Genomic DNA, 24,874 nt, shown 5'->3' with positions numbered 1-24,874 from the left:
TCGCCCCCGTGGACGAGGCGGTGGATTCCGAGGGCATTCTCGGGCGATTCGCAAAATACACTTTGTCGTCCTTCTCCCTCCGTTTCTTTCATTTCTTCCCATCCACACATGAATTTCCCGCCAAAGCGTCATGACTTCATCTGTACCAACGTCAGAACGATAGACAGGAAACAGAGGCCCACTTCCGTCTGAAAATGAAAACAGGTAAAGAAAACAGACAAAACAAGCCCTCATTTTCGTACGGACGAACGACTACGACCGTGCGGACACGTCGGTACGGTGGTGCGGACGCGTCCGTACGAACGTGAAAAGGGGGGTAACAGCGTGGTGAGAAGGGTGCCGCGCTCTCGTTTTTATGTTAACGGAAGAAAAATAGAGCCTCGTCCGGACGTCCGTATCTTAAAATATGTATCCAGCTCCGCGCTGGAAGGGAGAAAAATGCGAAAGTACGCGTCAGCTGAAAATGCCGAATCAGGAAAAAAGGAAAGGAAAATCAGCAAAACAAGAACAAAACGACAAATCAACCCTACCGAAAAAAGAGGGGCGACCCACCGGCCGCCCCATCGTATCACAGGAGAAGTTCCCCGGCACGGACTACTTGCCTGCGCCCTGCAGGATGCCATAGCTCACACCGTTCTCGTGCAAACCCTCCACGTGGTGGATGCGGTTGACAAACTGACGTACGGTGTCGACACGGACATTGTCCACAAAGACCTCGCGGATGGGTTCCTCGGCTTCCCCCTTCAGCTCGTAGATGGCATCTGCCGACTGGCAATGCACGTTCCGGATGTGGATGCCGCGGATGCTCGTCAGCTTCCGTTCGTAGGTCGGCACGAGGTCCTTCCACTGGTAGAGCACGTCGGTGTCTATTTCAAACACGCGCAGCATGTCGCCTGCCTCGATGTTCTCCAGGTAGATGTTCTCGATGAAGCCCCCGCGGCGATGATTCGTCTTCAGGAAAAACAGGCGGTGCACCGACTCGGGCACGGTGCAGTCGTGCATGTAGACATTCCGCACTCCGCCCGACATCTCGCTGCCGATGCCCAGCAGGACGTGTCCCTTGCGGATGGCACAGTGGCGGACCACGATGTTCTCGCTCGGCGTATTCAGCCTCCACGCATCCCGGTTGCGCCCCGACTTGATGACGACGGCATCGTCACCCTGGTCAAAGGTGCAGCGCTCCACGAGGAAGTTGCGGCTCATCTCGAAGTCTATCCCGTCGTTATTGTGCCCATGCGCCTGCACGTCGAGGTTGCGCACGACGCCGCTGTTGCACAGGTAGAGGTGGATGGTCCAGAACGGGCTTTGGCGTATCTTGAATCCGTCGAGCAGGACGTGGTTGCAACGGTTGAAGTGGATGAGGTGCGGACGCAGGTGGTTCTCGCCACGCGCCATCTGGCGGTCCTCCACCGGGACGTCGGTCGAAGCCATGGCGTAGAGCTGTGCCAGCGCGTTCAGGTGTGCCTGCGGACGTTTGAACCAGACGCGCCAGGTGTCCATCCGCGGAGCCAGCGTGCCGCTCCCGGTGATGGCGATGTTCTCGCACCCGTAGGCATAGACCAGCGGCGAGTAGTTGTAGCACTCCAGTCCCTCCCACGAGGTCATCACCGCCGGGAGGTAATCGTCCGGGTTGTCCGTGAAGCGCACCACCGCCCCTTCCTCCAGGTGCAGGTTGACGTTGCTCTTCAGGTGGATGGGGCCCGTGAGCCACTCGCCAGCCGGGACGACCACCCGTCCGCCTCCCGCACGGTGGCAGGCATCGACGGCACGGGCAAAGGCGCGTGTATTCAGGGTCTCACCACCCTGCCGGGCGCCGTAGCGCGTGATGACAAAGTCGCGGTCGGGAAAGTGGCACAGCGTCACCGAGTCCATGGGGAAGGGTGCTTCCACGGCGACAGGTTCATACGTCCGCCCTTGGGCGAATGCCGAGGCTGCCGACAGCAGCCCCGCGCAACAAAGAATCAGTTTCAGGGTCAGTTTCATAGTATTTGTTTTTAAAGTGTGTTCGTTCAGTGCATCAGAGCCCTGTCCCCCAGGTACCACGGTCGAGGCTGCGGTAGCTGATGGCCTCGGCGATGTGCGGGACCCCGATGACGGGCGCCCCCTCCAGGTCGGCAATGGTGCGTGCCACCTTCAGGATGCGGTCGTAGGCACGTGCCGAGAGATTGAGCCGTTCCATCGCCTGCTTGAGCAGGGAGAGACTCTTCGCGTCGGGCTGGGCATACTCCGCGAGCAACGCCGACGTCATCTGTGCGTTGCAGTGGATGCCGGGGTATTCGCGGTACCGTTCCTCCTGTATCTGCCGGGCGCGTATCACCCGCTGACGGATGTCGGCGCTGCGCTCCCCGCGCCGGGAGTCGCTCATCTGTTCGAACGCCACCGGGACAATCTCCACCTGGATGTCGATGCGGTCGAGCAGCGGACCGGAGATGCGGTTGAGGTAGCGTGCCACCTGTCCCGGCGAGCAGACGCACTGACGCGTCGGATGGTTGTAGTAGCCGCACGGGCAGGGATTCATCGAGGCGACAAACATGAAGCTGCACGGGAACTCCACACTGTAGCGGGCGCGCGAGATGGTGATTTTACGGTCCTCCAGCGGCTGGCGCAGCACCTCCAGCACGCTCCGGCTGAACTCCGGCAGTTCGTCGGCAAAGAGCACCCCGTTGTGCGCCAGGCTTATCTCGCCGGGTTGCGGGTTCTGTCCGCCGCCGATGAGTGCGACCGACGAGATGGAGTGGTGGGGCGAGCGGAAGGGACGGCGGGCGATGAGTGCCGTCCGGCTGCCGAGCTTGCCTGCCACCGAGTGTATCTTCGTCGTCTCCAGGCTCTCCGCCAGGGTCAGTGGCGGAAGGATGGACGGGAGCCGCTTTGCCATCATCGACTTGCCACTGCCAGGCGCACCAATCATGATTTAAATATGTGCAATTATACAACTCCTGTTAGAAAGTCAATAATTCACCTAATAGATATATTCTCTTTGACCGTAACAAGTCATAATTAATACGAGGTTTTGTGTTATTTAATAATGCTAATTGACAGATTTTCAGTATTTTACCCATATAATTTTTCCCGTCTGAATAAGTCCCAATATATTGAATCTTATCCCTCTCTGATTGAATAAGTGCATCTAGTTCTTGACTGTTCATCTTAATTTTTCCGCTTCGTACCTTCTTCATATACTGTAAATATGTATAACGTTCTACCTTCTTCCTTGCTTCTTCAAGCTCAACATTTTTGCAACCCCATATCGAACTTGTCCCCTCATGAACTGTTGTGCTGTTTTCAATGATGACGGCACTAGGAGGAAGTGATTTTAATTTTTCCGCAAAATCTTTATTTTGACATTTCATCCATATAACATATAACATCCAATCAACTCTGAATGAATCCCAATCGGCTCTAATTGTTTCCTTGTTAGCATTCTTGACCCTCTTCTTTGCAGTATAGCCATTTTTCTCAGACATTAACTGATACTGAATGCGTTTGTGCTCTTCTGTATTATTAGAAAATTGACCGCACAAGTATGCACTTTCAGACGTAAAAAACACATGTCCGTTTAACTGAAACGGATAACCAGAACATTGATTCCCCAAATTTAGTATTATACCGTCCTTGCTGTCGGATGCAGCCTTGAAGGCCCAACAGTCCACTTTCGTTGCATCATGTGATTGAATCAGTTCAAAGTCATTGATATAAAATTCATAATCATTGTTTTTTATTGAATTTTTAATCAACTTTCGATTCATCTCATTTTGAACTTTAATTTCCTTCACTTCTCTCGGCAGTATGCTAGTCTCGTGTTCAATTTGATGAACCAACTTTTGTAGCTGACGAAGGGACTTAATTTTGATTATCTGATTATCATACTCAACATAGCCTTGTACATCAACAGTGATAGGAGTTATAGCATCTTCCATTAATTCAGATATAGGAACGTTCAAACCATCAGCAATCTTGACAAATAACTTATGGCTAAGGGGATATTTCCCATTTAGGATTTTGGATATTGTTTCATGAGCTATACCGCTTCTTTGTGACAGTTCTCTTTGGCTCATACGAGCCTCATCCATAATTCTCTTTATATTGTCTATTTCTCTCATAGTGATATAAAAATCAATATGGATGTAAATATATGAATTTTTAATCAACTTGAATATACAAAAATAGCGCAAAACAGATAAAAGTGAATATCCATTTTGCGCTATATATTAAATTTTCTATGTAAATAATTTATTATCAGCTATTTAAACTCATATTCCAATATTCACTTTTGAATATTAGTGAATAATTACTAGGTTATCCCGAAAATTATGGCCATATTTACAGCCAATAATAATATACACATATTTTATGATGGAGAGTTTGGCTATTGAAGATAAAATTATTCGTAATAAAGCTTTTAAGGCTTTAGTGCGTTCAAAAAAGGAATGGTTAATCAAATATGGAAAAAGTCTAAGTGGAAAGACTGTTAAAGATACTTATGATTATCACTTAATGTGGGAATCTATTGATGGTAGATGTAAAGTTGGAGTAGGTAAATTTGGAAAAGAATATTATGTTAATACCATCAGTTGGAAAAATGGAACAAAAGGGAATAATCCCAATGACATGCGACCTTTTGTGTGCATTGATGGAGAAATGCGTGAATTTGACTCTAGCTTTGACCATATTTTTCATTTCTTTCAAGATGTTAGTAAGATAGATGATAAAGCTTTAGAAGTATTAGGATGCTTAATGTATAGAAATGCTTTTCTTATAGACCATAAAGAAATTAATGGAATACTAACTTATTGCCCACCACAAGAGGCTATTAACTATCTTAATGCGGTTATACCTATATATGATGGGATAAGCATTGAAGCATATTTACATTATATGGAAGCAATTGCTTGGAATGAAGATGTAAAGTATGATACTTTAGGTTATGATGTACATTCGGGTATTGGCAGACAAAATAATATGTTAACCTATGCTCATATAATATCTATTTTTATGGGTGTTGGTTCTATTGCGAAATTATGTTCTCAGTTTTCAAGACCGCCAATTGGAGTCTCTGCAATCCCTCAAAGTGTTGCAAAAGAGGCTTTCCCTTGGCTTAAAATTAGATAAAGTATGGCAAAATCAGTATTAAGAGGTAGGGACATGAATGTTGAAAGGGAAATCGCTAAATTTCTTGATAAACATTTATACTCTCAAAAAATATTTACACAAAGTAATAGAACAGACGATATTGATAGTCAATTACATGGGTCTGATATTATAATATCAATTCCCACAAAGGGGCTTAATAATGTTATTGTAGATGAAAAGGCTCAGACTCAGTATATTAATAAGCCACTACCAACTTTTTCTTTGGAATTATCCTTTATTGCGTCAGATGGCAAGATTATTGAAGGCTGGCTTACAGACAAAGAAAAGGTAACTGAATATTATTTATTTCAGTGGATACATAAATCAGATTCTGATTGGAATATAAAGTCAGAAGATATAAAAAAGATAGAATATGCCCTAGTTAGTAGAGGTAGTATACTTGATTATTTAGCATCGCATGGCTATTCTGTAGAAGAACTAAAAAAGAAGGATGCTGAGATAAGAGCTAAAAATCAGAAAGGTCAACATGATAAATCAGAAGGAAAGGATTTTTGGTTTTTTCATAGTACCAATCTTGCAGAATCACCGATTAACATTGTGTTAAGAAAAAAAGTGCTCTTAGAACTAGCAACTATAAGTGGAATTATTGAGGTATAAGAAACTGGCATTGGGGATAATCCCCAATGCCTTATTTTTCCTTGAGTCTATTATATAATTCTATTCCAACTTTTGTAATAATTCCACAAACTAAGGCATTTCCCATAAAGAAAGCTCTTTTGGTGTCATTTTCACCTATTGTATGATTATCAGGAAACATATTAAGTCTTTCCAACTCAAGAGGAATTAAACGTCTCAATCTACCATTAATAGGGTCTTTTATAACGTGTTTAAATCTTGAAGGGGTTTTTCCTCCTTCCGAAGTAATTATAGTTCTCGAAGGCTTATCTAGGGCATCAGGAAACGTCATACCTCCCTCATTATAATAGAAAATTCTTCCATCCCTTGTTTTTCGCTCTTCATGTTTTGCTCCTTTCAAGTATTCCCATTTGGGCAAGTCTTCTTTATTGATATAAAAATCATCTGTTAAATATTTTCTATCTTCACCTTTAGCTATTATATCTCCTAAGACTGTCGAATTGCCAATATAATTAGGAATTGTTTTGTAAGTATAATATTCTCCCTCAATCATTAATCCACAATTTTCAAAAGGTTTTGCCTTATTGCTCTTGTTAAACTCAGAACTTAAATCAGCCAAATCTTTATCCTTATTGAGTTTTAGATGTGTTGGATATAATGGAAATGTACAATCATAATCTTTAACAGGAAAAGCTGTTGCAAAAATACCATCGTGAAAAATCCATTCTGTTGGGTCTTGAATACTATTAGCTATTACTGTATTCTTTTTGTATGCAAGAATATATGTTCTTCTTCTTCTTTGTGGCATTCCATAATCAGCTGCATTTATAATTCTCCACTCTACGATATATCCCAAATCGGATAGAGATTGAAGAATTATTGCAAAATCCCGTCCTCTTTGTTTCGCAGGTGAAAGAATTAGCCTATCAACATTTTCAAGAAATAAGATATTGGGGCTATTATTTCCTTTCTCTTTAATAATCCTGTGTATTTCCCACCATAATACACCTTTTTTACCTTCAAGTCCTGCAGCTTGGCTTAATGTACGTGCTACGGAATAATCTTGGCAAGGGAAACCACCAACAAGCATATCATGGTCTGGAATATCTTTGGTTAGCACTTTTGCTATATCTTCATTAACATGACCTTCTTCTCCAAAACGTGCTACATAAGTTCGTGAAGCATGTTGAATTTTTGTGGAAGGCTCAAATTGATTACTCCATATTGTTTTAAAAAATTTTGAATTTGCTCTATCAAGCCCTATTCTAAATCCTCCGACGCCAGCAAATAGCTCTATAACATTTATCTTTTCCATTAATTATTAAGTATTTCTATTATATTGTAAAGCTCTCCCTCAACAGCTTCAAGATAAGATACAACGTATTTATCTTTTCCAAATCCTTTATATTGTTGCCAAGGGTCTTCATTAATATAAGCATCCATATTCTCGTATGCCTTTGGATGCTTTTCATAATATTCATCAAGTAATGTAGATACTTCATTCATCATTTTAAGAGCCATTTCCCTAGTGATTTCAGAATGACTACATTCACCCATTTTCCATTTAAAATATGACGCAAAGACGGAAGAATGTGGTATTTTTCCGTCCTTGTAATCCTTAATCATACGATTATGGAATATATTTTGTTTTTCAAATGGGTCTATCTCTTTTATCTTCATATTTTTTTCATTTTGCAAATATACGTCTTTTTATCAAAACTCTAATAAGTCATAACAGTGCAATATTTCTTCTTTCCTTAATCCAAGATAGCGTTTGGTTATTGCTATATTTGAATGATTAAATAGCTCTGAGAGCATAACTAAAGCCATTTCTCCGTTAGAATCAGCCTTCTCATAAACATGGCGTCCAAATGTTTTTCTGAGGGAATGAGAACTAAAATTTTTGACCGACTTTAAGCCGTATTTAACCTTGATGCCTTTTAATAATACATTGATTCTCTGAATGCTATAAACGCTATTCTTACGGCTTATAAAGCACTTTTGCGACATATCTGTTATACATAGAGCATCATAGCACTTTTGTGCATGCTTCTGAAAGTTAGAATTGATTCTAATCTCTCTATGCTTCTTTGTTTTCTTCTCAATCAGTTCAAAAGACTTGTCAGATAGAAGCATTTCCCAAGTCAATTGAAGAATATCACTTATTCGCAATCCAAAGAAGATACCACACCCAATAAGCAATGACATACGATATTCACCATCATTGAATAATCTATGTACTAAATTAACCGCCTTATCCCATTCTATATAATCCGCTACAGTTGTACTATTTTTTACGCTCATAACATTCAGTTTTATATTGATTAATATTTTAGTGAATATATTGCAGCCTCTCATTTTAAGAGGCTGCTGATTATCAAGCTATAACCACTTTTCTAAAGAAGTGAATATTGTTAAGCTGCTATATTATATCTTGATGGAAGGATAACAGCCATCAATTCTGCTTTTGTATTGTTGTATTCTTGAACTTCTTTATCAGTCGGAGAACTCATTGGTGAGCTTAAGCTCTTATAATTATATGTAGCCATCCATAACTCTCTCATAGCTTTTCTGATTGTTGAATCACTTATTGCAGAAATCAATTCAACGAAGTAACGCATCGAACTGTAAGCCTTATCTTTCATTTCGCTTACTTGGTAATCCGACATATACCAATACCAATCTTGACTATTTAATACTTTCAGTGCTTTATTTATTATCTCTGTAGTGTTCATATCTTCTTGCTTTTTGATTACAGTACAAAGATAGTGATTCTATTTTAATTAGAATAATATTTACTGTTAAACCCAGTTAAAAATATGATTATATTTAAAATAGAATAATGTAATAACAAAAATAGGTGGGATTACCCCACCTATTAATCAACAATTCCAATTAACCGCTCTTGTTTGAATCCTCTCCATTCCATCTTTTGCAAGTCCAAATATACAAACATACCGTAAAGCCGTTTGGGAATACCATTACCATTTACATTTGCCTTTACTGCATCACTCTGTAATGTTCCAACAGCAAATCTAATTTCGCCATTAAGTTTTTGATAACAGAATCTTACGACCTCGCCTCGCATCATACGTTTTTTTAAGGTTTCTGCCATCATACCCTTACTTACTGATGTAGCCTCATCCATATCATGTGCCATACACTTAACTGCTGTTGCTACTACATTTGAACTGTTGAATTGAATTGCTTTCATATCTTTAAGTTTTATTGTTATTACTCGTTTTTATTATCACATTACAAAGATAATGATTCTATTTGAAATAGAATCATACTTAACGTTAAACCAAGTTAAAAATATGATTCTATTTGAATATAGATAACATTTCTAGTAACTTTGTAAAAAATATAGATATGGAAGAATATAGAACGATTATCCATTTGGAAATTAATGAAGTACACGAATACTACGGCTCTCCATCTTCTCTATATGATAAACATACGGCAGAGGAACTGGGAATCAGCAAGGCTTCTTTGAATAATTACTTTTCTAAACTATCTGATAATGACCCTCAGCTATATAAAAATAGTAAGTGCATTATCAGAAAGGGAAAGTTATATACCAAACCATCAACTAGAGGCAGAAAAAAACAAGAATCAGAATAATTGACAAACCGTTTTCCTATACTGATAATCAATTAGTTATGCAGAATTTATAATTTTGCATTGTACTACCCGTGTTAATCTCTGGCTAACAGTTTATTGATTTCCTCTTTTATAATAGCTTCAACTCTCTCTTTTTCAAGTAGAAAAGCAACGAAGTTAACGGCTTGTTGAATGTTGTCGAAGGATATGTTATTTTTGTCCAACAGTTGATGTATAAGCTCTTTTCTAGCTTCATCATCTGCCTTTGCAAATTGTAACATGTCCTGCTCTCTAATTGCCTTTCGGATAGCTGCATATCGTTTTCGCTGACTGTCACTGATTTTTTGTTTTGTCTCCAATGATTGACGCTTCCCAAACATTGGATTAAGGTTTCCGCTTCGATTTACTGATTGTTTAGTTGTTTCCATCGTCATCTATGTTTATGTCTCTATTATACTTGTCTATTGCTGCTTTATATCGGTTTACTATCACTCCAAAGTTGAGCCTAATAGTATCTTTTCTACTCATCAGATATACATATTTCTTTGTTTGGTCAGCCTCATCATAATTATCAGCCATTGACCTAATCACATGCCAATACTTCATTCCTCTATCTGCTAGTTCATTGACTATGGCACACCTGACTAATTGTGAATCCTTTGACGTTGGGAGTATGTTTATATCGTATTGAGCTATCTGTTCCGTTATTCTAGCTAGTTTATCTTCATTGCCACCCTCTGACAAGTCTACATAGTCTAGTTTTGTTTGATGAGGCTGTTCTAACCTTTTTATAAGTTCTTGAAGTTCTTCTATCTTTCTCTTTACATCTTGGAGTATATTAGTATTCATACTTTATTCTATTACTTAATTTATTATCGAAGTAACTTTATTGTAACTTCTAATAATAAATATCTACAGAATAAGTAAAGTATAGAAAAAGAAAGAAAAAAATCAAGATGATAATTGGGATGAGGCTCTATTGAAGTAATCATAGCACTTGGGATTATTAATTTTCAATTCATCCATAATTTCATCTCTTGAAAGTCCTTTATCTATCAATTTACCAATAATATAATTGAACTCATCATTATTAAATAACAATTTAGCCTTATCCTTATTATCAATTTCCATAATACAATTTACTTCAAATTTCCTTTTATTCTCTTTATTATTTATACCTTCTTTATTATCTATATTCTTTTTATTTTCTTCATTATCTATATTTTCTATATTATTTATATTGTTGGTAATTTGGGAAATTCTAGGGAAATCATTGGGAATTTCTTGGGAAACATTTTGAGTATTCTTTTTTAAATAACTTGGTGAATACCCCTTAGCACGATAATCAACCATTGGAAGTTGTAATTCGGGATTTTTCAATTCATCCATTTTTAGACGTTCAAACTCCTTTATTCTTTCAAGATTCAACTTAAAGTAATTAGCATGTTTTCCTTTTCCCTTGCCAACACTCCATATCTCCACTATTCCATGAGTATATAGCGTATCTAGTGTTGCTATAACGAGCTTTTGGCTTAATCTGCTTTCTAATGCTAAATCTGCATTAGTGCGGAAGAATCTGCCACCATCTTTGGTATAATGGCTAGCTAGCTGACAAAGGGTAAACAACATACTCCTACAATTAACGTCCAACAGTATCATTAATTTCGTTGGTACCTGTGTAAATTGGTATTCTACTTTTTCCATAATATTTTGATTATTAAATTACTAAATAAAAAAAGATAGTACATTTCCTCAACTGAGGATAAACGTACTATCTTTCCGTTTTTTTTAATTCTTATTATCTATCTTGTAGTTCAAATATACCTAAAAAATATCAGAAAACCAAATTGTGTAATAATGTAGGAGAAAATTTTTCCAGAATTTTTCATGCTGAACCGTTCTATGAAGTATAAGGAGCTACTTCATTATTTGTTGATAGAAGTTACCTAAATAACAGTATTATCTTCATCATAAAAAGTTAGCTTTTTATATTGAAGAGCCTCAACACTTCTTTGTAGTTCATGGAATTTCGTTGGGTCACCTTCATTTAAATCAATATTAAATATATCTTCTATAGAATAATGAGATTCACCTAAAATAAAATCCTTAGTCTCAATGTTAAAAATAATAAGATTATCTGTTATCAATCTCCCTTTTATTCTATTACTATCTTTTTTGTCTAAACATATATAATAAGTATTATCGTGCTTTTTGCCTTTTATTAAAGGAATATCTGTTTTATCATATTGATAGTCAAATACCTCATCAATGTTATTGAAAGATGTTATTGAAAGGACTGTGTATCTTTTGTCGGAATGTATGGGATATACAGATTTGATAAGGAGATGCACGTATTTATACATTTCTTTTTTGTCGTTCTCTATTTTATCTAAATTGGCTCTAACTATTTCATCTATATTCGTTTTAGATTGACTTGCTTCTAGTGCAATCTGTAATGAGTGTTCTTTTCCTTGTATTACCCTTTCAAGGTTCTTACGTTCGTTTTCAATCTTACGAATATTCCTTTCATATTCAGTGATTACTTTATCCTTGTTCTTTGAAGATTTAATTGTTGTTCTGAATATAATATTTTCAGCATCAATTCTTTCATCAAATGTTTTAATATCAGCGTTCAGCCTTTCAATCTCGGACTCAATACTTTCTATATCTATCTGTTGTTTGGCATGATTCATGTGTGAAGTAATAACTTCCACCTTTTCTTTAATAAATGCCCATGTTGCAGAATCCAACATTACCATTGATATAGTCTGAGTATTATTACATTTCCTAAACAGTTTACCTTTTGCGCTACTACATCGATATGTATGTTTAATGTAATTATCTTTAATCCTATAATCTGCAATAAAAAAGTTACCACATACTGGGCATCGTAAGATTTTAGCTAGTATTGTTGTGTGCTTTCTGGATTTGTCTACAAGTATATTATTCGATACTTTAAAATGAGTGCTTTCAGTAGATAACTTCTTTTGTACATCATTAAATAAAGTATCACTAATAATTTGAGGATAACTACATTCATACGAATTAGCAAGAATGTATTTAGGAGCTGTTTCATCCTTATAATTCCAATATTGGGGATTTTTAATTCGATTATGTGTTACTTTATATCCTATATATGCACTTTCCTTCAAGCATTTGTTTACATTTCTTCTTGAGTGCAAATACTTGCTGAATCCTCTTGCCTTGGATTCATAGGCTATTCTCGCTATAGATGTTATTGTTAAATCTCCATCTATTCCATTCAGATACCAATTATATATAGTATTAATTTCATCAGTCTCTTTTGGGTTTGGTATATATGTATTTTTTTTCCCTAGTTTACCATCACAAATGCGTTCATAACCAAATAATCTCTTTCCTCCAATTGAATAACCTAATTTTCTATACTCTTTTCTAGCTCGCTTAAACCTCTCTAATTTTGTACGCATTTCGGCAGCAGCCATTGAAGCATATAGTCCAAATATAATATCTTTACCCTGGTCTATTGTTCCAAATCTATTGAACAATTCAAAATTTATGTCTTTAATGATTAGTTGAATTTTATTCTCAATCAAATAATTTTTAATGTGCATGAGAATCTCATCATTGCGGCCTAGACGACTTATCTCTGTCACAATGATTGTTCGAAATGTTGGATTTTTAGATATAAAATCAGTTACTAGATTCCAGCCGACCTTAGAATCTTCACGTAAAAAACCACTTTCTGTTGTTCCAAAAGTTTTTAGCCTTGTAAAGCCATATAATTCTGCGTATTTTTGAAGGTCGCTCAATTGGGGTGAACATTCGGGATTCAAAACTTGTTGGGGTGTAGACACTCTTGTAATGATTATTGCGTCTGTACCAAAGTTATATAACTCAGATTCCATATTATTATTTGCTTTTTGGCAAATATACTGAATCTTTTTCTTATGGTTGTATTTCTGTACTATAATATTATGAGGTTGTGCCCACCGGCTGCCGCCACCTCGAAGGCGCGCTTGACGCTCTCCTGCCCCTTGACGTCGGCAAAGTCCAGTTCGAACTCGGTCTGCTCGCGGTAGAACTCCTCCCTCGTATTGACTTCGGTGGGTACCAGGTCCTGCCGTCCGTTGAAGAAGTCCACCACCTCGTGCAGGTTCTCCACGCCGTAGACCTTGAGTTTGTTGACCACTGCCGCCTCGCGGGCGTTCTGCCGGGGCACGATGATACCCTCATAACCCAGCTCACGCGCCTTGATGGCGATGGGGAGGGCTCCCTTGATGGGTTGCAGGCTGCCGTCGAGACTCAGCTCGCCCATAATCAGGAAGTTCGGGAGGCGTTCTTCCCGGACGAGGCCTACCGACGCCAGGATACCCAGCGCCATGGGGAGGTCGTATGCCGACCCTTCCTTACGGATGTCGGCGGGTGCCATGTTGATGACTATCTGATGGGCGGGAAAATGATAACCGTTGACCTGGAGGGCGGACATGATGCGTTCGTGGCTTTCCTTCACCGCCGAGTCAGGCAAGCCCACCAGGAAGAACCTGATGCCGCGGGAGCTGTTCACCTCGATGGTCACCGGGATGGCATCGATGCCCTGGACAGCCGCCGCGAAGAGTTTCACTAACATGATATTTCGTTTTTAAGGATACACACAACCATAGGGACAGGCAGGGGCGCCATCCGTCCGTGGAGCGGGCGGGGCACCGGCAGGGTCAGCGCTGCCTGTTCTTCTTTTCCCGCTCTTTTTCACGGACGAGCAGAGTGTCGAGCTCCGCCTTCACCTCGTCGAGCCGTGCCGAGCGCAGGGCGACGCGCCGTTGCGGGGTGAGCAGGATCATCTGCGGCAGGTCGGTCACACCGAAGCGTTTCACCATGTCGCCTTCCCACCCTTCGAAGTCGCATGCCTGCACGTCGGGCAGGGAGTCGTTCTCCTGCAGGTCCTTCCAGCGCCGTTTGTCGGTCTCGAGCGAGACGTTGATGAAGGTCACCTTCTCCTTCTTCTTGTCCTTGGCTTTCTTCAGGGCGAGGATTTCCTTCTGGAGTTCCAGTCCCCCCGGCTGCCAGCCTGCCCAGAAGGTGACGACCAGGAAGTCGCCTCCGTACTGATAGGCGTTGACGAACTTGTCATACTTGTCCTTGATGCGGAAGCTTGCGATGTACTTGCCCGTGTCTGCCTGGATGACGTCGTCCAGGTGCAGCCGCAGGTCCTGTACGATGGGGTTGTCCTGCAACTTGCCGCTCATGAGCTTGATGACCTCCTCGATGCCGGCATAGTCGGGCGTATCGGTCTGTGCGTAGTAGACATTAAGCAGATGGGCGCCTACGGGCGAAAAGGGATGCTTGCGGACGTACTCCTTCACGGCGTGCCGGATACTGTCCGGCGGACAGGCACGCAGGGAGTCGGTGAAGTGCTGGAGGGCGTCATTCTCCACTCCTCCGCGCAGGGAGAGCGAGTCCCAGCAGGCGGTGTCGGCGGTCAGCTCCGTCTCCGTCCCGCGGTCGGCGAAGACCGTGCAGAAGCGTCCTCCGGGGAAGACCAGGGTGAGCTGTGCCGTCGTGTCGGTCTGCAGCTCGTAGGTGAATTGTCCGTCCTTGATGACAATGGTGTCGATGCGGCTGTGCGCCGTGTCGGGGAGGATAACCAGCGCCTTTCCCTCCGGGATGCCCTTGAGCGTCCCCTTCAGGGTGAACGTGCGGCTGTTGTCCCTGCAGGCAGCCAGCGCCAGCAGGAGTGTCAGGATTATGCAGGAAGTTCTCATCATAGTGTAAGCTTTTCAGGACAAAGGTAAGGCTTTTAACACGGACGAGCACCATGCTGCGTCCACTTTCTTCACCCAAAGGGGCGGACGGAAGGCGTCGGGGAAACCTCCGTGCGACAAAAAAGGGACAATCCGGCTCCCGTGGTACCCCGTTTTTTATTACTTTTGCACGCCTTTAGTGAAAGACATGGTCACAGGATAACCTATAACCCCTTATAGTAATAAAGCAATATCGGTATGACGACAAACGAAGATTCTCGGGAGAGTATGAGCGCTACCATAGGGCGGCGAGTCGACCTCCTGCTGCGCACCGGCCAACTGCTCGTAGAGAGCGCCGCCGACACCAACCGCATCGTACGCAACATGAAACGCGTGGCTGCCTATCTGGGCATCCCGGAAGAGAAGCTCCACATCGACGTGAGCTACACCATGCTCCAGGTGAATGTGAGCGATGACCAATACTCGTACACCAAGTTCCAGAAGTGCGAGAAGCACGGCATCAACATGTCTGCCATCTCGGAGGTCAGCAAGCTCTCGTGGCGTGCCATCGAAGAGGACTACACGCTCGACCGTTACGAGCAGGAGCTGGAACAGATACGCCGGAAGCCGCGGAACTACAAGCCTTACCTGGTCGCCATCTGCGCGGGATTTGCCTGCGGCGGCTTCTGCAAGCTCTTCGGCTGCGACTGGATTGCGTTCCTCTTTGCGTCGCTGTGCGCCTTCATCGGATTCCGCGTCCGGGCGCGGTGCATTGACTTCGGCGTGAACGTGTACATGAGCATCGGCATCGCGGCGTTCGTCTCCACGTGCCTGGCTTATGCCACCTCGTTCACCGACCTGTCGTCGACCCCTTACCATCCGCTGCTTGCCTGTGCGCTGTTCATCGTGCCGGGCGTCCCCCTCATCAACTTCGTGGACGACATGATTGACAACTACCTGCTCGTGGGCATCACCCGCGCTGCCAACACCGCCATGATGATGGGTGCCATGGCCTTCGGCATCGTGTTCGCCATGCGTCTGCTGGTCATGAAGGACATCACCATCAGCGACAAGTTCAGCGAGCTGAGCATGACGCCCCATGACCCCTACTACGTCTATGCCATCGCGGCAGCGATAGCCGCCATGGGCTTCTCCACCATCTTCAACGTACAGCGCCGCCTGCTCTGGGTGGTTGCCATCGGAGGCATCATCGCTGTCTGCACGCGCAACTTCGTCAACTTCGAGCTGGGTTACGGACCGGTCATCGGCTCGTTCACGGGTGCGCTTGTGGTGAGCCTCATCGCGCTCAAGGCCGTCCACTGGTTCCACGTGCCCAACCACGTGCTGACCATCCCGTCGGTCATCCCCATGGTGCCGGGCGTGCTGATGTACCGCGGTCTGCTGGGACTCATCAACATGCACGGCGTCATCGGCGAGGTGACCCATGCGATGGCGAACGGCATCAACTCCGCACTCATCATCCTGTGCATCTCCCTGGGTGTGGCCATCCCGAACATCTTCCTGCGCAAGTACATCGCCAAGTCGAAGAGCCAGCGTCTGGCTGTCATCCTTGCGGAACGCCGGAAACGCGGGAAGTTCATCGAGTGGTGAGTCGCAGCGGTGCGTACGCAGATTCGGGGTGGAAAACCATCCGCTTGTCGGGGGAAAAGACTAACTTTGCGCATCAAACCTCAAGCCTATGTTTACACAAGAAGATATCAAGCACCTGCAAGAGGAGCTGGAGAACTCCATGGCAGGCATGATGGGCATCACCCTTTGCCCCACTGACGACAACACCGTACGCGCCACCATGCCCGTGGACCGGAACACCAGCCGTCCGCCCGGCATACTCAACGGGGGAGCCTCCCTCGCACTCGCCGAGACCCTGGCGGGCTACGGTTCCTACGGAATCCTGGGAACGCACACCGCTGCCTTCGGCATACAGGTCAGCGCCAACCACATCGCTGTCGCCCGTATGGGAGAACGCGTCGTCGGGGTCGCCACCCCGCTGCACATCGGCCGCTCCACGCATATCTGGGACGTGGCAATCACGTCGGAAACCACCGGCAAGCTGGTATCCAGCATCCGGGTCGTCAATTTCATTGCAAACGTCCGCGTATGAACACTGACGAACCGCTCCTCACATCCCTGATCGACACACTCACCGGACGCGGCGTGTGTTTCGCCCTCTACCGCCTGCCCTGGCAGGAGGAGCTGCACCTGGTGTGGCAGGAGGACGCCGTACCCTACATCATTCCCCACATCGAAGACCTGAACGACCTGCAAGGGTTTGTCCTCGCCCCTTTCCATCCGGGCGACGACTGCCCGTTGCTGCTCATCCGCCCCGAACACGTCGTGCACGGTGCGGAGAAGATACAGCGTATCCGGACCGACGAGCTGCCTTCACATCCCGGAGGCAGACCGGCGGACCTCCCGTCCGACAGCCGGGCACGCTACGAACGGGCGTTCCGTCAGTTCCATGACGCACTGCACGGCGGGACGTTGCGCAAGCTCGTCCTCTCCCGTCAGCAGACGCGGGAGCTCCCGGAGGGCTTCTCCATCGGACGGACGTTCATGGACGCCTGCCAACGCTATCCGCGGGTGATGAACTACGTCTGCTACACGCCGGTCAGCGGTCTGTGGATGGGTTGCACCCCGGAGATACTCCTGTCCGTGCAGAAGGGTGAAGGGCACACCGTCTCCCTCGCCGGCACGATGCCTGTGACCGACGGCGTGGAGCCTACCGACTGGGACGAGAAGAACCGCCGTGAACAGGAGTACGTGAGCGAGTACATCCGCACGTGCCTGTCCGCCCACGGCCTGGAAGCCCGAGAAGAAGGGCCCTATACCGCCAGGGCGGGAGAGCTGGTCCACCTGAAGACCGACTTCCGCTTCCCCCTGCCGGAACCGCGTGCCATCGGGAACCTGCTCGCCGACCTGCACCCCACCCCTGCCGTCTGTGGGCTGCCCAAGGAAGAGGCGTACCGCTTCATTGCCGGACAGGAAGGCGTCGACCGACGTTACTATGCCGGCTTCGTGGGCTGGCTGGACCCGAAGGGCGACACGCAGCTCTACGTCAACCTGCGCTGCATGGAGATACAGGGGCGCACGGTCGTCCTGTATGCCGGAGGGGGCATCCTCGCCTCGTCGGACGTGGACTCCGAGTGGAAAGAGACCGAGCACAAGCTCGCCACCATCGGACGGACGGTCTTCAACTGACCGGGAGAGAAGGACGCCCTCCCCGTCCACACGTCAACCCAAACCTCGTCACCTAATCATATAATAATGTATAGCGATAAGAAAAGCGTGCTGCAACTGGCAGCACTCCTGCGTGCACACGGCATCCGACGCATCGTCATTGCGCCGGGGAGCCGCAACATCCCCCTGACACAGACCTTCACCTCCTGCACCGACTTCGACTGCTACGCCGTGACCGACGAGCGCAGTGCGGGATTCTTTGCCTTGGGACTTGCCCTGGAAAACGGACAGCCGGCTGCCGTATGCTGTACATCCGGCTCGGCACTGCTCAACCTGCACCCTGCCGTGTCCGAGGCTTACTACCAGCAAGTGCCGCTGCTCGTGCTCTCTGCCGACCGTCCGGCTGCCTGGATCGGGCAGATGGACGGACAGACACTACCCCAGCCCAATGTCTTCGGGTCACTGGTGCGCCGTTCGGTGAACCTGCCCGAAGTGCGGAGCCAGGAGGAGGCATGGCACTGCAACCGACTCATCAACGAGGCCCTGCTCGCACTCGACCACCACGTGAAGGGGCCCGTACACATCAACATCCCCATCTCCGAACCTTTCTTCGACTTCTCCGTCACGGAACTGCCGACCGAACGGGTCATCCGCCGCTACACCGGCATGGAGGACCCGAACCTCCGCGACCACCTCGCAGCCACCCTCGCTGCCTGCCCCCGACGGATGCTCATCGGCGGGCAGTCTGCCCCGGAAGCGGACTTCGTGCTGCCTGAAGCCTGTGCCGAAGGCTTCGTCGGCGTGACGGAAAACCTCTGCAACGGCTCGCTGAAGACCTTTGCCACCCCGCACGCCGACGCCCTGCTCTATGCCGCCACGGCGGAGGAACGGGAGGTGCTCGCGCCCCAGCTGGTCATCACCTACGGTGGGCACATTGTCTCAAAACGGTTGAAACAGTGGATTCGCCGACTGCCGGAAGTGATACACTGGCACATCTCCCCCGACGGGGATACGCCCGACGTCTTCTGCCGGCTGAGTGCGGTGTTTGAGATGGAACCTGCCGACTTCTTCCGTCAGCTGGTCCCCCTGCTGCCACAGCCCGGTGTGACCGGGTCCGCCTACGTGGAGGAATGGAGGCGACGCAGCCTGACACACCCGTTGCCGGCATTCGGCTACTCCGAGATGGGCGCCGTCACCGGACTGCTCGAACGGCTCGCCCGGCACACCGAAGGACACGTCACCGTCCACCTTGCCAACAGCTCCACCGTGCGCTACGCCCAGCTGTTCCCCGTCGGACAGCGGATCACCGTGCGCTGCAACCGGGGCGTGAACGGCATCGAGGGGTCGCTCTCCACCGCCATCGGCTATGCAGCCGCCTCGGAGGACCTCAACTACATCCTGATCGGGGACCTCAGCTTCTTCTACGACATGAACGCCCTGTGGAACCGCCACATCCGTCCCAACGTGCGCATCCTGCTGCTCAACAACGGCGGCGGCGAAATCTTCCAGTCACTCCCCGGACTGTCGCTCTCCACCCAGGCGCACAACCTGGTGACCGCCTCGCACCGTACCACGGCACGCGGATGGGCGGAGGAACGCGGCTTCGCCTACCAACCCGTCCGCAACGCACACGAGCTGGACCGGGCATGGGCAGACTTCACCGCTCCCGAAAGCGACTGCCCCCGCCTGCTCGAGGTCTTCACCGACAGGGAGGAGGACATCCGCCAGCTGAAAGCATACTATCATTCGCTGAGACGCGACTGACAACCTGACAAGAACACATCAAAACATACCTAGCATGGAAAAAAGAGAATGGATTACGATCAAGGAGTATAACGACATCCTGTTCGACTTCTACAACGGCATTGCCAAAATCACCATCAACCGTCCGCGTTACCGCAACGCCTTCACCCCCGTCACCACGTCGGAAATCAGCGACGCGCTGCTCTACTGCCGCGAGTGCCGGGACATCAACGTCGTCGTGCTCACCGGCGCCGGCGACAAGGCCTTCTGCAGCGGCGGCGACATGCACGTCAAGGGACACGGAGGCTACGTGGGACCTGACGGTGTGCCCCGCCTGAACGTGCTCGACGTGCAGAAGCAGATACGCTCGCTGCCGAAGCCCGTCATCGCCATGGTCAACGGCTACGCCATCGGGGGCGGTCACGTCCTGCACGTCGTCTGCGACCTCACCATCGCTTCCGAGAACGCCATCTTCGGACAGACCGGACCGCGCGTGGGAAGCTTTGACGCCGGGTTCGGCTCGTCCTACCTGGCACGCATCGTCGGGCAGAAGAAGGCCAGGGAGATATGGTTCCTCTGCCGCCAGTACTCCGCGCAGGAGGCACTCGACATGGGACTGGTCAACAAGGTCGTACCCTTCGACCGGCTCGAAGACGAGGTCGTGGAGTGGGCGGAGACCATGATGCAGCACAGCCCGCTCGCCTTGCGCATGATAAAAGCGGGACTCAATGCCGAACTGGACGGACAGGCGGGCATACAGGAGCTCGCCGGAGATGCCACCATGCTCTACTACATGACCGACGAGGCACAGGAGGGTGGCAAAGCCTTCCTGGAGAAACGCAAACCGGACTGGAGCAAGTATCCCAAACTCCCCTGACGCGATGACGGACCTGCAACTGGATATCCTTCCCTACCGGCTCCACTTCAAGCAGCCGGCAGGGACCTCGCGCGGTGTGCTCACCACGCGGAAGGTGTGGTACGTCCGTGCCACCCGTCCGGACGGGAACGCACGCCCCGGCGAGGCGGAACTGCTCGACCTGCTGCGCTCGCCGCACGGACAGGCGGACTGTGGCTGGGGCGAGTGTGCACCGCTCCCGGGACTGAGCTGCGACGACGTCCCGGACTATGAGGAGACCCTGCGACGCGCCTGCCGGCTGACGGAAGCCGACGGACAGCTGCCCGACGACCTCCTGCGCGACTATCCCTCCATCCGCTTCGGACTGGAGACTGCCCTGCGCAACCTCCGTGCCGGAGGGGGATGGCGTCTGTGGGACAGCCCCTTTGCCCGCGGGGAGGAGGGCATCGTCACCAACGGACTCATCTGGATGGGCACGTTCGACGAGATGTATGCACGCATCGAGGAGAAGATGCGGACGGGCTTCCGCTGCATCAAGCTGAAGATAGGCGCCATCGACTTCGAGCGCGAACTGGCGTTGCTCGACTTCATCCGACGCCACTTCTCCCCCGACGAAATCGAGCTGCGCGTGGATGCCAACGGAGCCTTCACGCCTGCCGACGCCCCGGAGAAGCTGGAGCGTCTCGCCGCCTTCACGCTGCACTCCATCGAGCAGCCCATACGCGCCGGACAGTGGGACGAGATGGCACGCCTCTGCCGCACGTCTCCCCTGCCCATTGCGCTCGATGAGGAGCTCATCGGTGTGAACGCCCCCCGCCGCAAGGCGGAACTGCTCGACCGCATCCGCCCCGCGTACCTCATCCTCAAGCCCTCGCTCCACGGCGGACTGGCAGGAGCGGAAGAGTGGATGCGCCTCGCTGCCGAACGCGGCATCCGCTACTGGGTAACCTCCGCACTGGAGTCGAACGTCGGGCTCAACGCCATTGCCCAATGGTGCGCCACACAGCACCCCACCATGCCGCAGGGACTGGGCACGGGGCTGCTCTTCACGGACAACATCGACAGTCCGCTCACGATGAAAGGAGAGAAGCTATGGTTCAACCGGTGACCCCTTCCGCCCGTCCCGACATCCACGCCGCCCTGCAAGCCTTCCTCGACGAGTGGCACGACCGCCGTCCGACCGTCGGCGTGCAGACTTCCGGCTCCACGGGGACGCCCAAGCACATGCAGGTCGAGAAGTGCCGCATGGAAGCAAGCGCCCGGTTGACCTGCTCGTTCCTCGGACTGCAACGGGGCGACACCGCCCTGCTGTGCATGCCCCTGCAATACATTGCCGGGAAGATGGTCGTGGTCCGCTCCCTCGTGTGGGGACTCCGGCTCGTGACCGTCCAGCCGTCCGGGCATCCGCTCGCCGATGTGGACGAAGCCCCCGTGTTTGCCGCCATGATTCCCATGCAGGTCTACAACTCCCTGCAGGTGCCGCGCGAACGGGAACTGCTGCGCCGGGTGAAGCACCTCATCATCGGTGGCGGCGCGGTGGACGACTCCCTGGCACGTGCCCTGAGGGACTTCCCCCACGCCGTGTGGAGCACCTACGGCATGACGGAGACGCTCTCGCACATCGCCCTGCGCCGCCTCAACGGGGAGGAAGCCTCGGAGTGGTACACGCCGTTCGACTCCGTCCGCATCCGCCTGTCGGAACGCGGCACCCTGGTCATCGACGCTCCAGCCGTCAACCCGCAGACGCTGGAGACCAACGACATCGCCGAGCTGAACGAGCGGGGACAGTTCCGCATCCTCGGCCGTGCCGACAACACCATCAACACGGGCGGCGTGAAGGTGCAAATCGAACAGGCGGAAGCCCGGCTTGCCCCCATCCTGCCCTTCCCCTTTGCCGTCACTGCCGTCCCTGACGCCCGACTGGGCGAAGCCGTCACCCTGCTCTACGCGGCGCCCTCCGAACAGCCGGACCTCCTGCAAGGCTGCCGCGACGTGCTCCCTCCGTACTGGTGCCCGAAGCACTGCTACCGCGTCGCCTCCATTCCGCAGACGGGCAGCGGCAAGGTCAGCCGGGCGGAAGTGAAGGAGCTGGCGCGTCGGCTTGCCAAGGGGTAACCCTCCCCTCCGTCGTCCGGGAGCGCGGTATCAATTTGTCAAAATGTCAAACGAATCGCCTGAGAAGAGGCTTCCTTGCGCCAAAATACGGATTGGTGACCGGGAAGGCCCTTCTCGGGCGATTTGCATTTTTCAACATGTCAGTCTTTTCCTCTGTTTCCTTTCCTTCTGCCATCATCTCCCCTCCCTTCATTCCCTTCCGTCGGTCTTTTCACACGGACGGGCGCAATTTCACACCTGCGGAATCATACTCCCTTGTGCGCTAAAAAATGCAGACAGGTCCCTGTTTTCGTACGGACGAACGACTACGACGGTGCGGACACGTCGGTACGGTGGTGCGGACGCGTCCGTACGAAAGCAGTCACAGGTGCTTTCGAGCGTAAAAATGGGTGCGGAAGATGCTTTTTTCGCGTTAGAAAGAGTATAATTGTGTGAAGAGCTGTTTATTTTGATGCGTTCCGACGGACGTATCTTAAAATATTTAACGCGCATTTTTCTAATTGGGACAAATTTGCGGATTTGTGCGTTAGTCGAAAACGGCAAATCGGGAAATTGTGATGTTAAAACCGGGGAAACGGCGTCATTGTGACAAAATGAACAGAATCAATTGACAATTGACAATTGATAATGGACATTCATCGCCTGACGGACACGTCCCCACACCGCAGGGCAATTGTCAATTGTCAATTGTCAATTGTCAATTAATACGTTGTCCATTGTCAATCGAATCCTTATCTTTGCAGCGGCAAAACAAAGACATCCCATGACTACTCCAAAAATCGCGCTCGTGAAGCAAGAGGTGTACCAGGACCTCTACGTCTGTCCCACCTCGGAAAAGGACGCGGGCAACATACTCTTCTCCTCGCAGGGACGGGTCGGCCCCATCGGACTGATGGCGGAACTGGATGCCGACTTCTACATCGTCCACGAAGAACCGCAGTGGGAGACACAAATCTATCGCAAGGTCATCCCGCACCTTGCCAAGCACCTTTACCTGCTCAAGACACAGACGCTCGACAAGCTCCCCGGACAGGAGTTCAAGCGCCCGGGCAGTCCGCATGCCAACGGCGACTTTGCCGTGAGCTGCTACGCCGTCGACTGGGGAGCGTATGACATCGTCATCTCCATCAACGTCAGCCTGCCCACACGCCTCATCCGGCAGTATCCGCACACGCTCTTCGCCTACATGATAGGCGAGGCGAACATGGCGACACGGACGGCACGCTTCGGCTACGACGTCACCCTCAACCAGCTGGCACGTGGCATCGTGGCGGAACGGTGCGGCGCGGTGGACTTCCCCTACACCTTCGTCAGCGGAGACACCCTGGAGCGACTCCTCGCCGCCAAGCTGGGACGCCCCTCGAAGAGCCGGGGTGTGTTCATGGAAATCAACTCCACCCGGGAACGTCCCGTGACGCGCGTCCCCGAACACTTCCGTCCGCTCGTCGAAGAGGCGGGACAGGAGGTCCTCCTCCACCGCCAGCTCATCGCCGAGAACCTGGAGAGCATCTACGACGCCAAGTACTTCATCAAGATGGGTGGACGCACCATCCGCGGTAATTCCGTCGCCGAGGCCATCTCGCTGGGTACGCTCGCCATCATGAACCGCGACGAGGTGATTCACAAGGAACTGATTACCGACGCCTGCAACGTCAAGACGATGGACGAGGCCGTCGCCCTGGTGCGCCGGCTGGAGACTGACCCGGCGGAATACGCCCGTCTGCTGGACGAGCAACGGCAGAACCTGACGCGCCTCTTCTTCCACCTTCCGCTGAAGTCGCTGGCAAACTGCCTGAAGGACAAACGCCGACGGAACCGCCCCGCTCCCTACAACGCCGTGAGCCGGGTGCTCGACCACCTTGCCTTCATCAAGGGACTGCACTTCTGACACGCAACCCATCACCCGAAAAAC

The 24,874-nt window shown here is 49.0% G+C and carries 23 protein-coding genes and 2 pseudogenes; 11 read left to right on the top strand and 14 right to left on the bottom strand.

Going from position 1 to position 24,874, the window contains the following annotated elements:
* Nucleotides 1-594: 594 nt before the first annotated feature.
* From C8275_RS04630 to C8275_RS04620, 3 genes and pseudogenes are all read right to left on the bottom strand, one after another.
* Nucleotides 595-1,983: a glycoside hydrolase family 28 protein gene (locus C8275_RS04630; RefSeq protein ID WP_106484286.1), complete on the bottom strand. Its 1,389-nt coding sequence runs from the start codon at nt 1,981-1,983 to the stop codon at nt 595-597.
* Between the two features lie 34 nt (nt 1,984-2,017).
* Nucleotides 2,018-2,911 (bottom strand): annotated as a pseudogene (locus tag C8275_RS04625) (YifB family Mg chelatase-like AAA ATPase); the annotation flags it as partial.
* Between the two features lie 28 nt (nt 2,912-2,939).
* Nucleotides 2,940-4,100, bottom strand: a complete 1,161-nt coding sequence (locus C8275_RS04620; protein WP_157948171.1) for a helix-turn-helix domain-containing protein — start codon at nt 4,098-4,100, stop codon at nt 2,940-2,942.
* A 250-nt stretch (nt 4,101-4,350) separates the two neighbouring features.
* On the opposite strand from C8275_RS04620, the gene C8275_RS04615 reads away from it, so the two are divergent.
* Both C8275_RS04615 and C8275_RS04610 read left to right on the top strand, forming a co-directional pair.
* Nucleotides 4,351-5,109: a hypothetical protein gene (locus tag C8275_RS04615; RefSeq protein ID WP_106484283.1), complete on the top strand. Its 759-nt coding sequence runs from the start codon at nt 4,351-4,353 to the stop codon at nt 5,107-5,109.
* Between the two features lie 3 nt (nt 5,110-5,112).
* The gene (locus C8275_RS04610; RefSeq protein WP_106484282.1) at nt 5,113-5,748 is read left to right on the top strand and encodes a hypothetical protein; all 636 of its coding nucleotides are present in this window, start codon (nt 5,113-5,115) and stop codon (nt 5,746-5,748) included.
* Between the two features lie 31 nt (nt 5,749-5,779).
* Here the strand turns inward: C8275_RS04610 and dcm are convergent, their stop codons facing one another.
* The 5 genes from dcm to C8275_RS04585 form a co-directional block, all read right to left on the bottom strand.
* Nucleotides 5,780-7,042 carry a DNA (cytosine-5-)-methyltransferase gene (dcm, locus tag C8275_RS04605; RefSeq protein ID WP_106484281.1) on the bottom strand — a complete coding sequence of 421 codons (1,263 nt, stop codon included), beginning with the start codon at nt 7,040-7,042 and terminating at the stop codon, nt 5,780-5,782.
* On the bottom strand, nt 7,042-7,407 hold the full coding sequence (locus C8275_RS04600; protein WP_157948170.1) for a hypothetical protein: 366 nt from the start codon (nt 7,405-7,407) through the stop codon (nt 7,042-7,044). Before C8275_RS04600 ends, dcm begins: the two co-directional genes overlap by 1 nt.
* Before the next feature lie 33 nt (nt 7,408-7,440).
* On the bottom strand, nt 7,441-8,031 hold the full coding sequence (locus tag C8275_RS04595; protein WP_106625724.1) for a tyrosine-type recombinase/integrase: 591 nt from the start codon (nt 8,029-8,031) through the stop codon (nt 7,441-7,443).
* A 110-nt stretch (nt 8,032-8,141) separates the two neighbouring features.
* The gene (locus C8275_RS04590; protein ID WP_106484279.1) at nt 8,142-8,462 is read right to left on the bottom strand and encodes a hypothetical protein; all 321 of its coding nucleotides are present in this window, start codon (nt 8,460-8,462) and stop codon (nt 8,142-8,144) included.
* A gap of 143 nt (nt 8,463-8,605) precedes the next feature.
* Complete coding sequence (locus C8275_RS04585; protein WP_106484278.1) at nt 8,606-8,941, bottom strand: SH3 beta-barrel fold-containing protein; 336 nt, start codon at nt 8,939-8,941, stop codon at nt 8,606-8,608.
* Nucleotides 8,942-9,099: 158 nt separating this feature from the next.
* On the opposite strand from C8275_RS04585, the gene C8275_RS04580 reads away from it, so the two are divergent.
* A complete protein-coding gene (locus C8275_RS04580; RefSeq protein WP_106625723.1) occupies nt 9,100-9,351 on the top strand; it encodes a hypothetical protein in 252 nt (83 codons plus the stop codon).
* 74 nt (nt 9,352-9,425) lie between these two features.
* Here C8275_RS04580 and C8275_RS04575 read toward each other — a convergent pair whose 3' ends face one another.
* From C8275_RS04575 to C8275_RS04550, 6 genes and pseudogenes are all read right to left on the bottom strand, one after another.
* Complete coding sequence (locus C8275_RS04575) at nt 9,426-9,758, bottom strand: NUMOD3 domain-containing DNA-binding protein (protein WP_157948169.1); 333 nt, start codon at nt 9,756-9,758, stop codon at nt 9,426-9,428.
* The gene (locus C8275_RS04570) at nt 9,745-10,179 is read right to left on the bottom strand and encodes a hypothetical protein (protein ID WP_106484276.1); all 435 of its coding nucleotides are present in this window, start codon (nt 10,177-10,179) and stop codon (nt 9,745-9,747) included. Before C8275_RS04570 ends, C8275_RS04575 begins: the two co-directional genes overlap by 14 nt.
* A gap of 102 nt (nt 10,180-10,281) precedes the next feature.
* Nucleotides 10,282-11,034, bottom strand: a complete 753-nt coding sequence (locus tag C8275_RS04565) for a hypothetical protein (protein WP_106484275.1) — start codon at nt 11,032-11,034, stop codon at nt 10,282-10,284.
* 242 nt (nt 11,035-11,276) lie between these two features.
* Nucleotides 11,277-13,217 carry a recombinase family protein gene (locus tag C8275_RS04560; protein WP_106484274.1) on the bottom strand — a complete coding sequence of 647 codons (1,941 nt, stop codon included), beginning with the start codon at nt 13,215-13,217 and terminating at the stop codon, nt 11,277-11,279.
* Between the two features lie 62 nt (nt 13,218-13,279).
* Nucleotides 13,280-13,939: pseudogene (locus C8275_RS04555) on the bottom strand (magnesium chelatase domain-containing protein); the annotation flags it as partial.
* An 85-nt stretch (nt 13,940-14,024) separates the two neighbouring features.
* On the bottom strand, nt 14,025-15,074 hold the full coding sequence (locus tag C8275_RS04550) for a DUF4369 domain-containing protein (protein WP_106484272.1): 1,050 nt from the start codon (nt 15,072-15,074) through the stop codon (nt 14,025-14,027).
* A 264-nt stretch (nt 15,075-15,338) separates the two neighbouring features.
* Here C8275_RS04550 and C8275_RS04545 point away from each other — a divergent pair, with 264 nt between their 5' ends.
* The 8 genes from C8275_RS04545 (at nt 15,339) to C8275_RS04510 (ending at nt 24,850) form a co-directional block, all read left to right on the top strand.
* The gene (locus C8275_RS04545) at nt 15,339-16,661 is read left to right on the top strand and encodes a threonine/serine exporter ThrE family protein (protein ID WP_106484271.1); all 1,323 of its coding nucleotides are present in this window, start codon (nt 15,339-15,341) and stop codon (nt 16,659-16,661) included.
* Nucleotides 16,662-16,749: 88 nt separating this feature from the next.
* Complete coding sequence (locus C8275_RS04540; RefSeq protein WP_106484270.1) at nt 16,750-17,172, top strand: PaaI family thioesterase; 423 nt, start codon at nt 16,750-16,752, stop codon at nt 17,170-17,172.
* Nucleotides 17,169-18,269: an isochorismate synthase gene (locus tag C8275_RS04535; RefSeq protein WP_106484269.1), complete on the top strand. Its 1,101-nt coding sequence runs from the start codon at nt 17,169-17,171 to the stop codon at nt 18,267-18,269. The genes C8275_RS04540 and C8275_RS04535 overlap by 4 nt, the downstream gene beginning before the upstream one ends.
* Before the next feature lie 66 nt (nt 18,270-18,335).
* Nucleotides 18,336-20,012 carry a 2-succinyl-5-enolpyruvyl-6-hydroxy-3-cyclohexene-1-carboxylic-acid synthase gene (gene menD, locus C8275_RS04530; RefSeq protein WP_106484268.1) on the top strand — a complete coding sequence of 559 codons (1,677 nt, stop codon included), beginning with the start codon at nt 18,336-18,338 and terminating at the stop codon, nt 20,010-20,012.
* A 34-nt stretch (nt 20,013-20,046) separates the two neighbouring features.
* Nucleotides 20,047-20,868, top strand: coding sequence for a 1,4-dihydroxy-2-naphthoyl-CoA synthase (menB, locus tag C8275_RS04525; RefSeq protein ID WP_022385484.1), 822 nt, complete (start codon nt 20,047-20,049; stop codon nt 20,866-20,868).
* Nucleotides 20,869-20,872: 4 nt separating this feature from the next.
* Nucleotides 20,873-21,955: an o-succinylbenzoate synthase gene (locus C8275_RS04520; RefSeq protein ID WP_106484267.1), complete on the top strand. Its 1,083-nt coding sequence runs from the start codon at nt 20,873-20,875 to the stop codon at nt 21,953-21,955.
* Complete coding sequence (locus tag C8275_RS04515; protein WP_106484266.1) at nt 21,940-22,962, top strand: AMP-binding protein; 1,023 nt, start codon at nt 21,940-21,942, stop codon at nt 22,960-22,962. Before C8275_RS04520 ends, C8275_RS04515 begins: the two co-directional genes overlap by 16 nt.
* Before the next feature lie 763 nt (nt 22,963-23,725).
* Nucleotides 23,726-24,850: a hypothetical protein gene (locus tag C8275_RS04510; RefSeq protein WP_106484265.1), complete on the top strand. Its 1,125-nt coding sequence runs from the start codon at nt 23,726-23,728 to the stop codon at nt 24,848-24,850.
* Nucleotides 24,851-24,874 lie beyond the last annotated feature (24 nt).

The organism is Bacteroides sp. Marseille-P3684, from assembly GCF_900291465.1.
In the GTDB taxonomy this organism is placed as follows: Bacteria; Bacteroidota; Bacteroidia; order Bacteroidales; family Bacteroidaceae; genus Phocaeicola_A.
The sequence above is the reverse complement of the archived record's forward strand: the minus strand, read 5'-3'. Positions and strand labels throughout refer to the sequence as shown.

Excerpts from the sequence above, each read along its gene's own strand:
- C8275_RS04585 (WP_106484278.1), bottom strand. The coding sequence starts at position 8,941 with ATGAAAGCAATTCAATTCAACAGTTCAAATGTAGTAGCAACAGCAGTT.
- C8275_RS04545 (WP_106484271.1), top strand. The coding sequence starts at position 15,339 with ATGAGCGCTACCATAGGGCGGCGAGTCGACCTCCTGCTGCGCACCGGC.
- C8275_RS04520 (WP_106484267.1), top strand. The coding sequence starts at position 20,873 with ATGACGGACCTGCAACTGGATATCCTTCCCTACCGGCTCCACTTCAAG.
- C8275_RS04560 (WP_106484274.1), bottom strand. The coding sequence starts at position 13,217 with ATGGAATCTGAGTTATATAACTTTGGTACAGACGCAATAATCATTACA.
- C8275_RS04535 (WP_106484269.1), top strand. The coding sequence starts at position 17,169 with ATGAACACTGACGAACCGCTCCTCACATCCCTGATCGACACACTCACC.
- menD (WP_106484268.1), top strand. The coding sequence starts at position 18,336 with ATGTATAGCGATAAGAAAAGCGTGCTGCAACTGGCAGCACTCCTGCGT.
- C8275_RS04575 (WP_157948169.1), bottom strand. The coding sequence starts at position 9,758 with ATGGAAACAACTAAACAATCAGTAAATCGAAGCGGAAACCTTAATCCA.
- C8275_RS04630 (WP_106484286.1), bottom strand. The coding sequence starts at position 1,983 with ATGAAACTGACCCTGAAACTGATTCTTTGTTGCGCGGGGCTGCTGTCG.
- C8275_RS04600 (WP_157948170.1), bottom strand. The coding sequence starts at position 7,407 with ATGAAGATAAAAGAGATAGACCCATTTGAAAAACAAAATATATTCCAT.
- menB (WP_022385484.1), top strand. The coding sequence starts at position 20,047 with ATGGAAAAAAGAGAATGGATTACGATCAAGGAGTATAACGACATCCTG.
- C8275_RS04515 (WP_106484266.1), top strand. The coding sequence starts at position 21,940 with ATGGTTCAACCGGTGACCCCTTCCGCCCGTCCCGACATCCACGCCGCC.
- C8275_RS04565 (WP_106484275.1), bottom strand. The coding sequence starts at position 11,034 with ATGGAAAAAGTAGAATACCAATTTACACAGGTACCAACGAAATTAATG.
- C8275_RS04570 (WP_106484276.1), bottom strand. The coding sequence starts at position 10,179 with ATGAATACTAATATACTCCAAGATGTAAAGAGAAAGATAGAAGAACTT.
- C8275_RS04610 (WP_106484282.1), top strand. The coding sequence starts at position 5,113 with ATGGCAAAATCAGTATTAAGAGGTAGGGACATGAATGTTGAAAGGGAA.
- C8275_RS04550 (WP_106484272.1), bottom strand. The coding sequence starts at position 15,074 with ATGATGAGAACTTCCTGCATAATCCTGACACTCCTGCTGGCGCTGGCT.
- C8275_RS04615 (WP_106484283.1), top strand. The coding sequence starts at position 4,351 with ATGATGGAGAGTTTGGCTATTGAAGATAAAATTATTCGTAATAAAGCT.
- C8275_RS04595 (WP_106625724.1), bottom strand. The coding sequence starts at position 8,031 with ATGAGCGTAAAAAATAGTACAACTGTAGCGGATTATATAGAATGGGAT.
- C8275_RS04590 (WP_106484279.1), bottom strand. The coding sequence starts at position 8,462 with ATGAACACTACAGAGATAATAAATAAAGCACTGAAAGTATTAAATAGT.
- C8275_RS04620 (WP_157948171.1), bottom strand. The coding sequence starts at position 4,100 with ATGAGAGAAATAGACAATATAAAGAGAATTATGGATGAGGCTCGTATG.
- dcm (WP_106484281.1), bottom strand. The coding sequence starts at position 7,042 with ATGGAAAAGATAAATGTTATAGAGCTATTTGCTGGCGTCGGAGGATTT.
- C8275_RS04540 (WP_106484270.1), top strand. The coding sequence starts at position 16,750 with ATGTTTACACAAGAAGATATCAAGCACCTGCAAGAGGAGCTGGAGAAC.
- C8275_RS04510 (WP_106484265.1), top strand. The coding sequence starts at position 23,726 with ATGACTACTCCAAAAATCGCGCTCGTGAAGCAAGAGGTGTACCAGGAC.
- C8275_RS04580 (WP_106625723.1), top strand. The coding sequence starts at position 9,100 with ATGGAAGAATATAGAACGATTATCCATTTGGAAATTAATGAAGTACAC.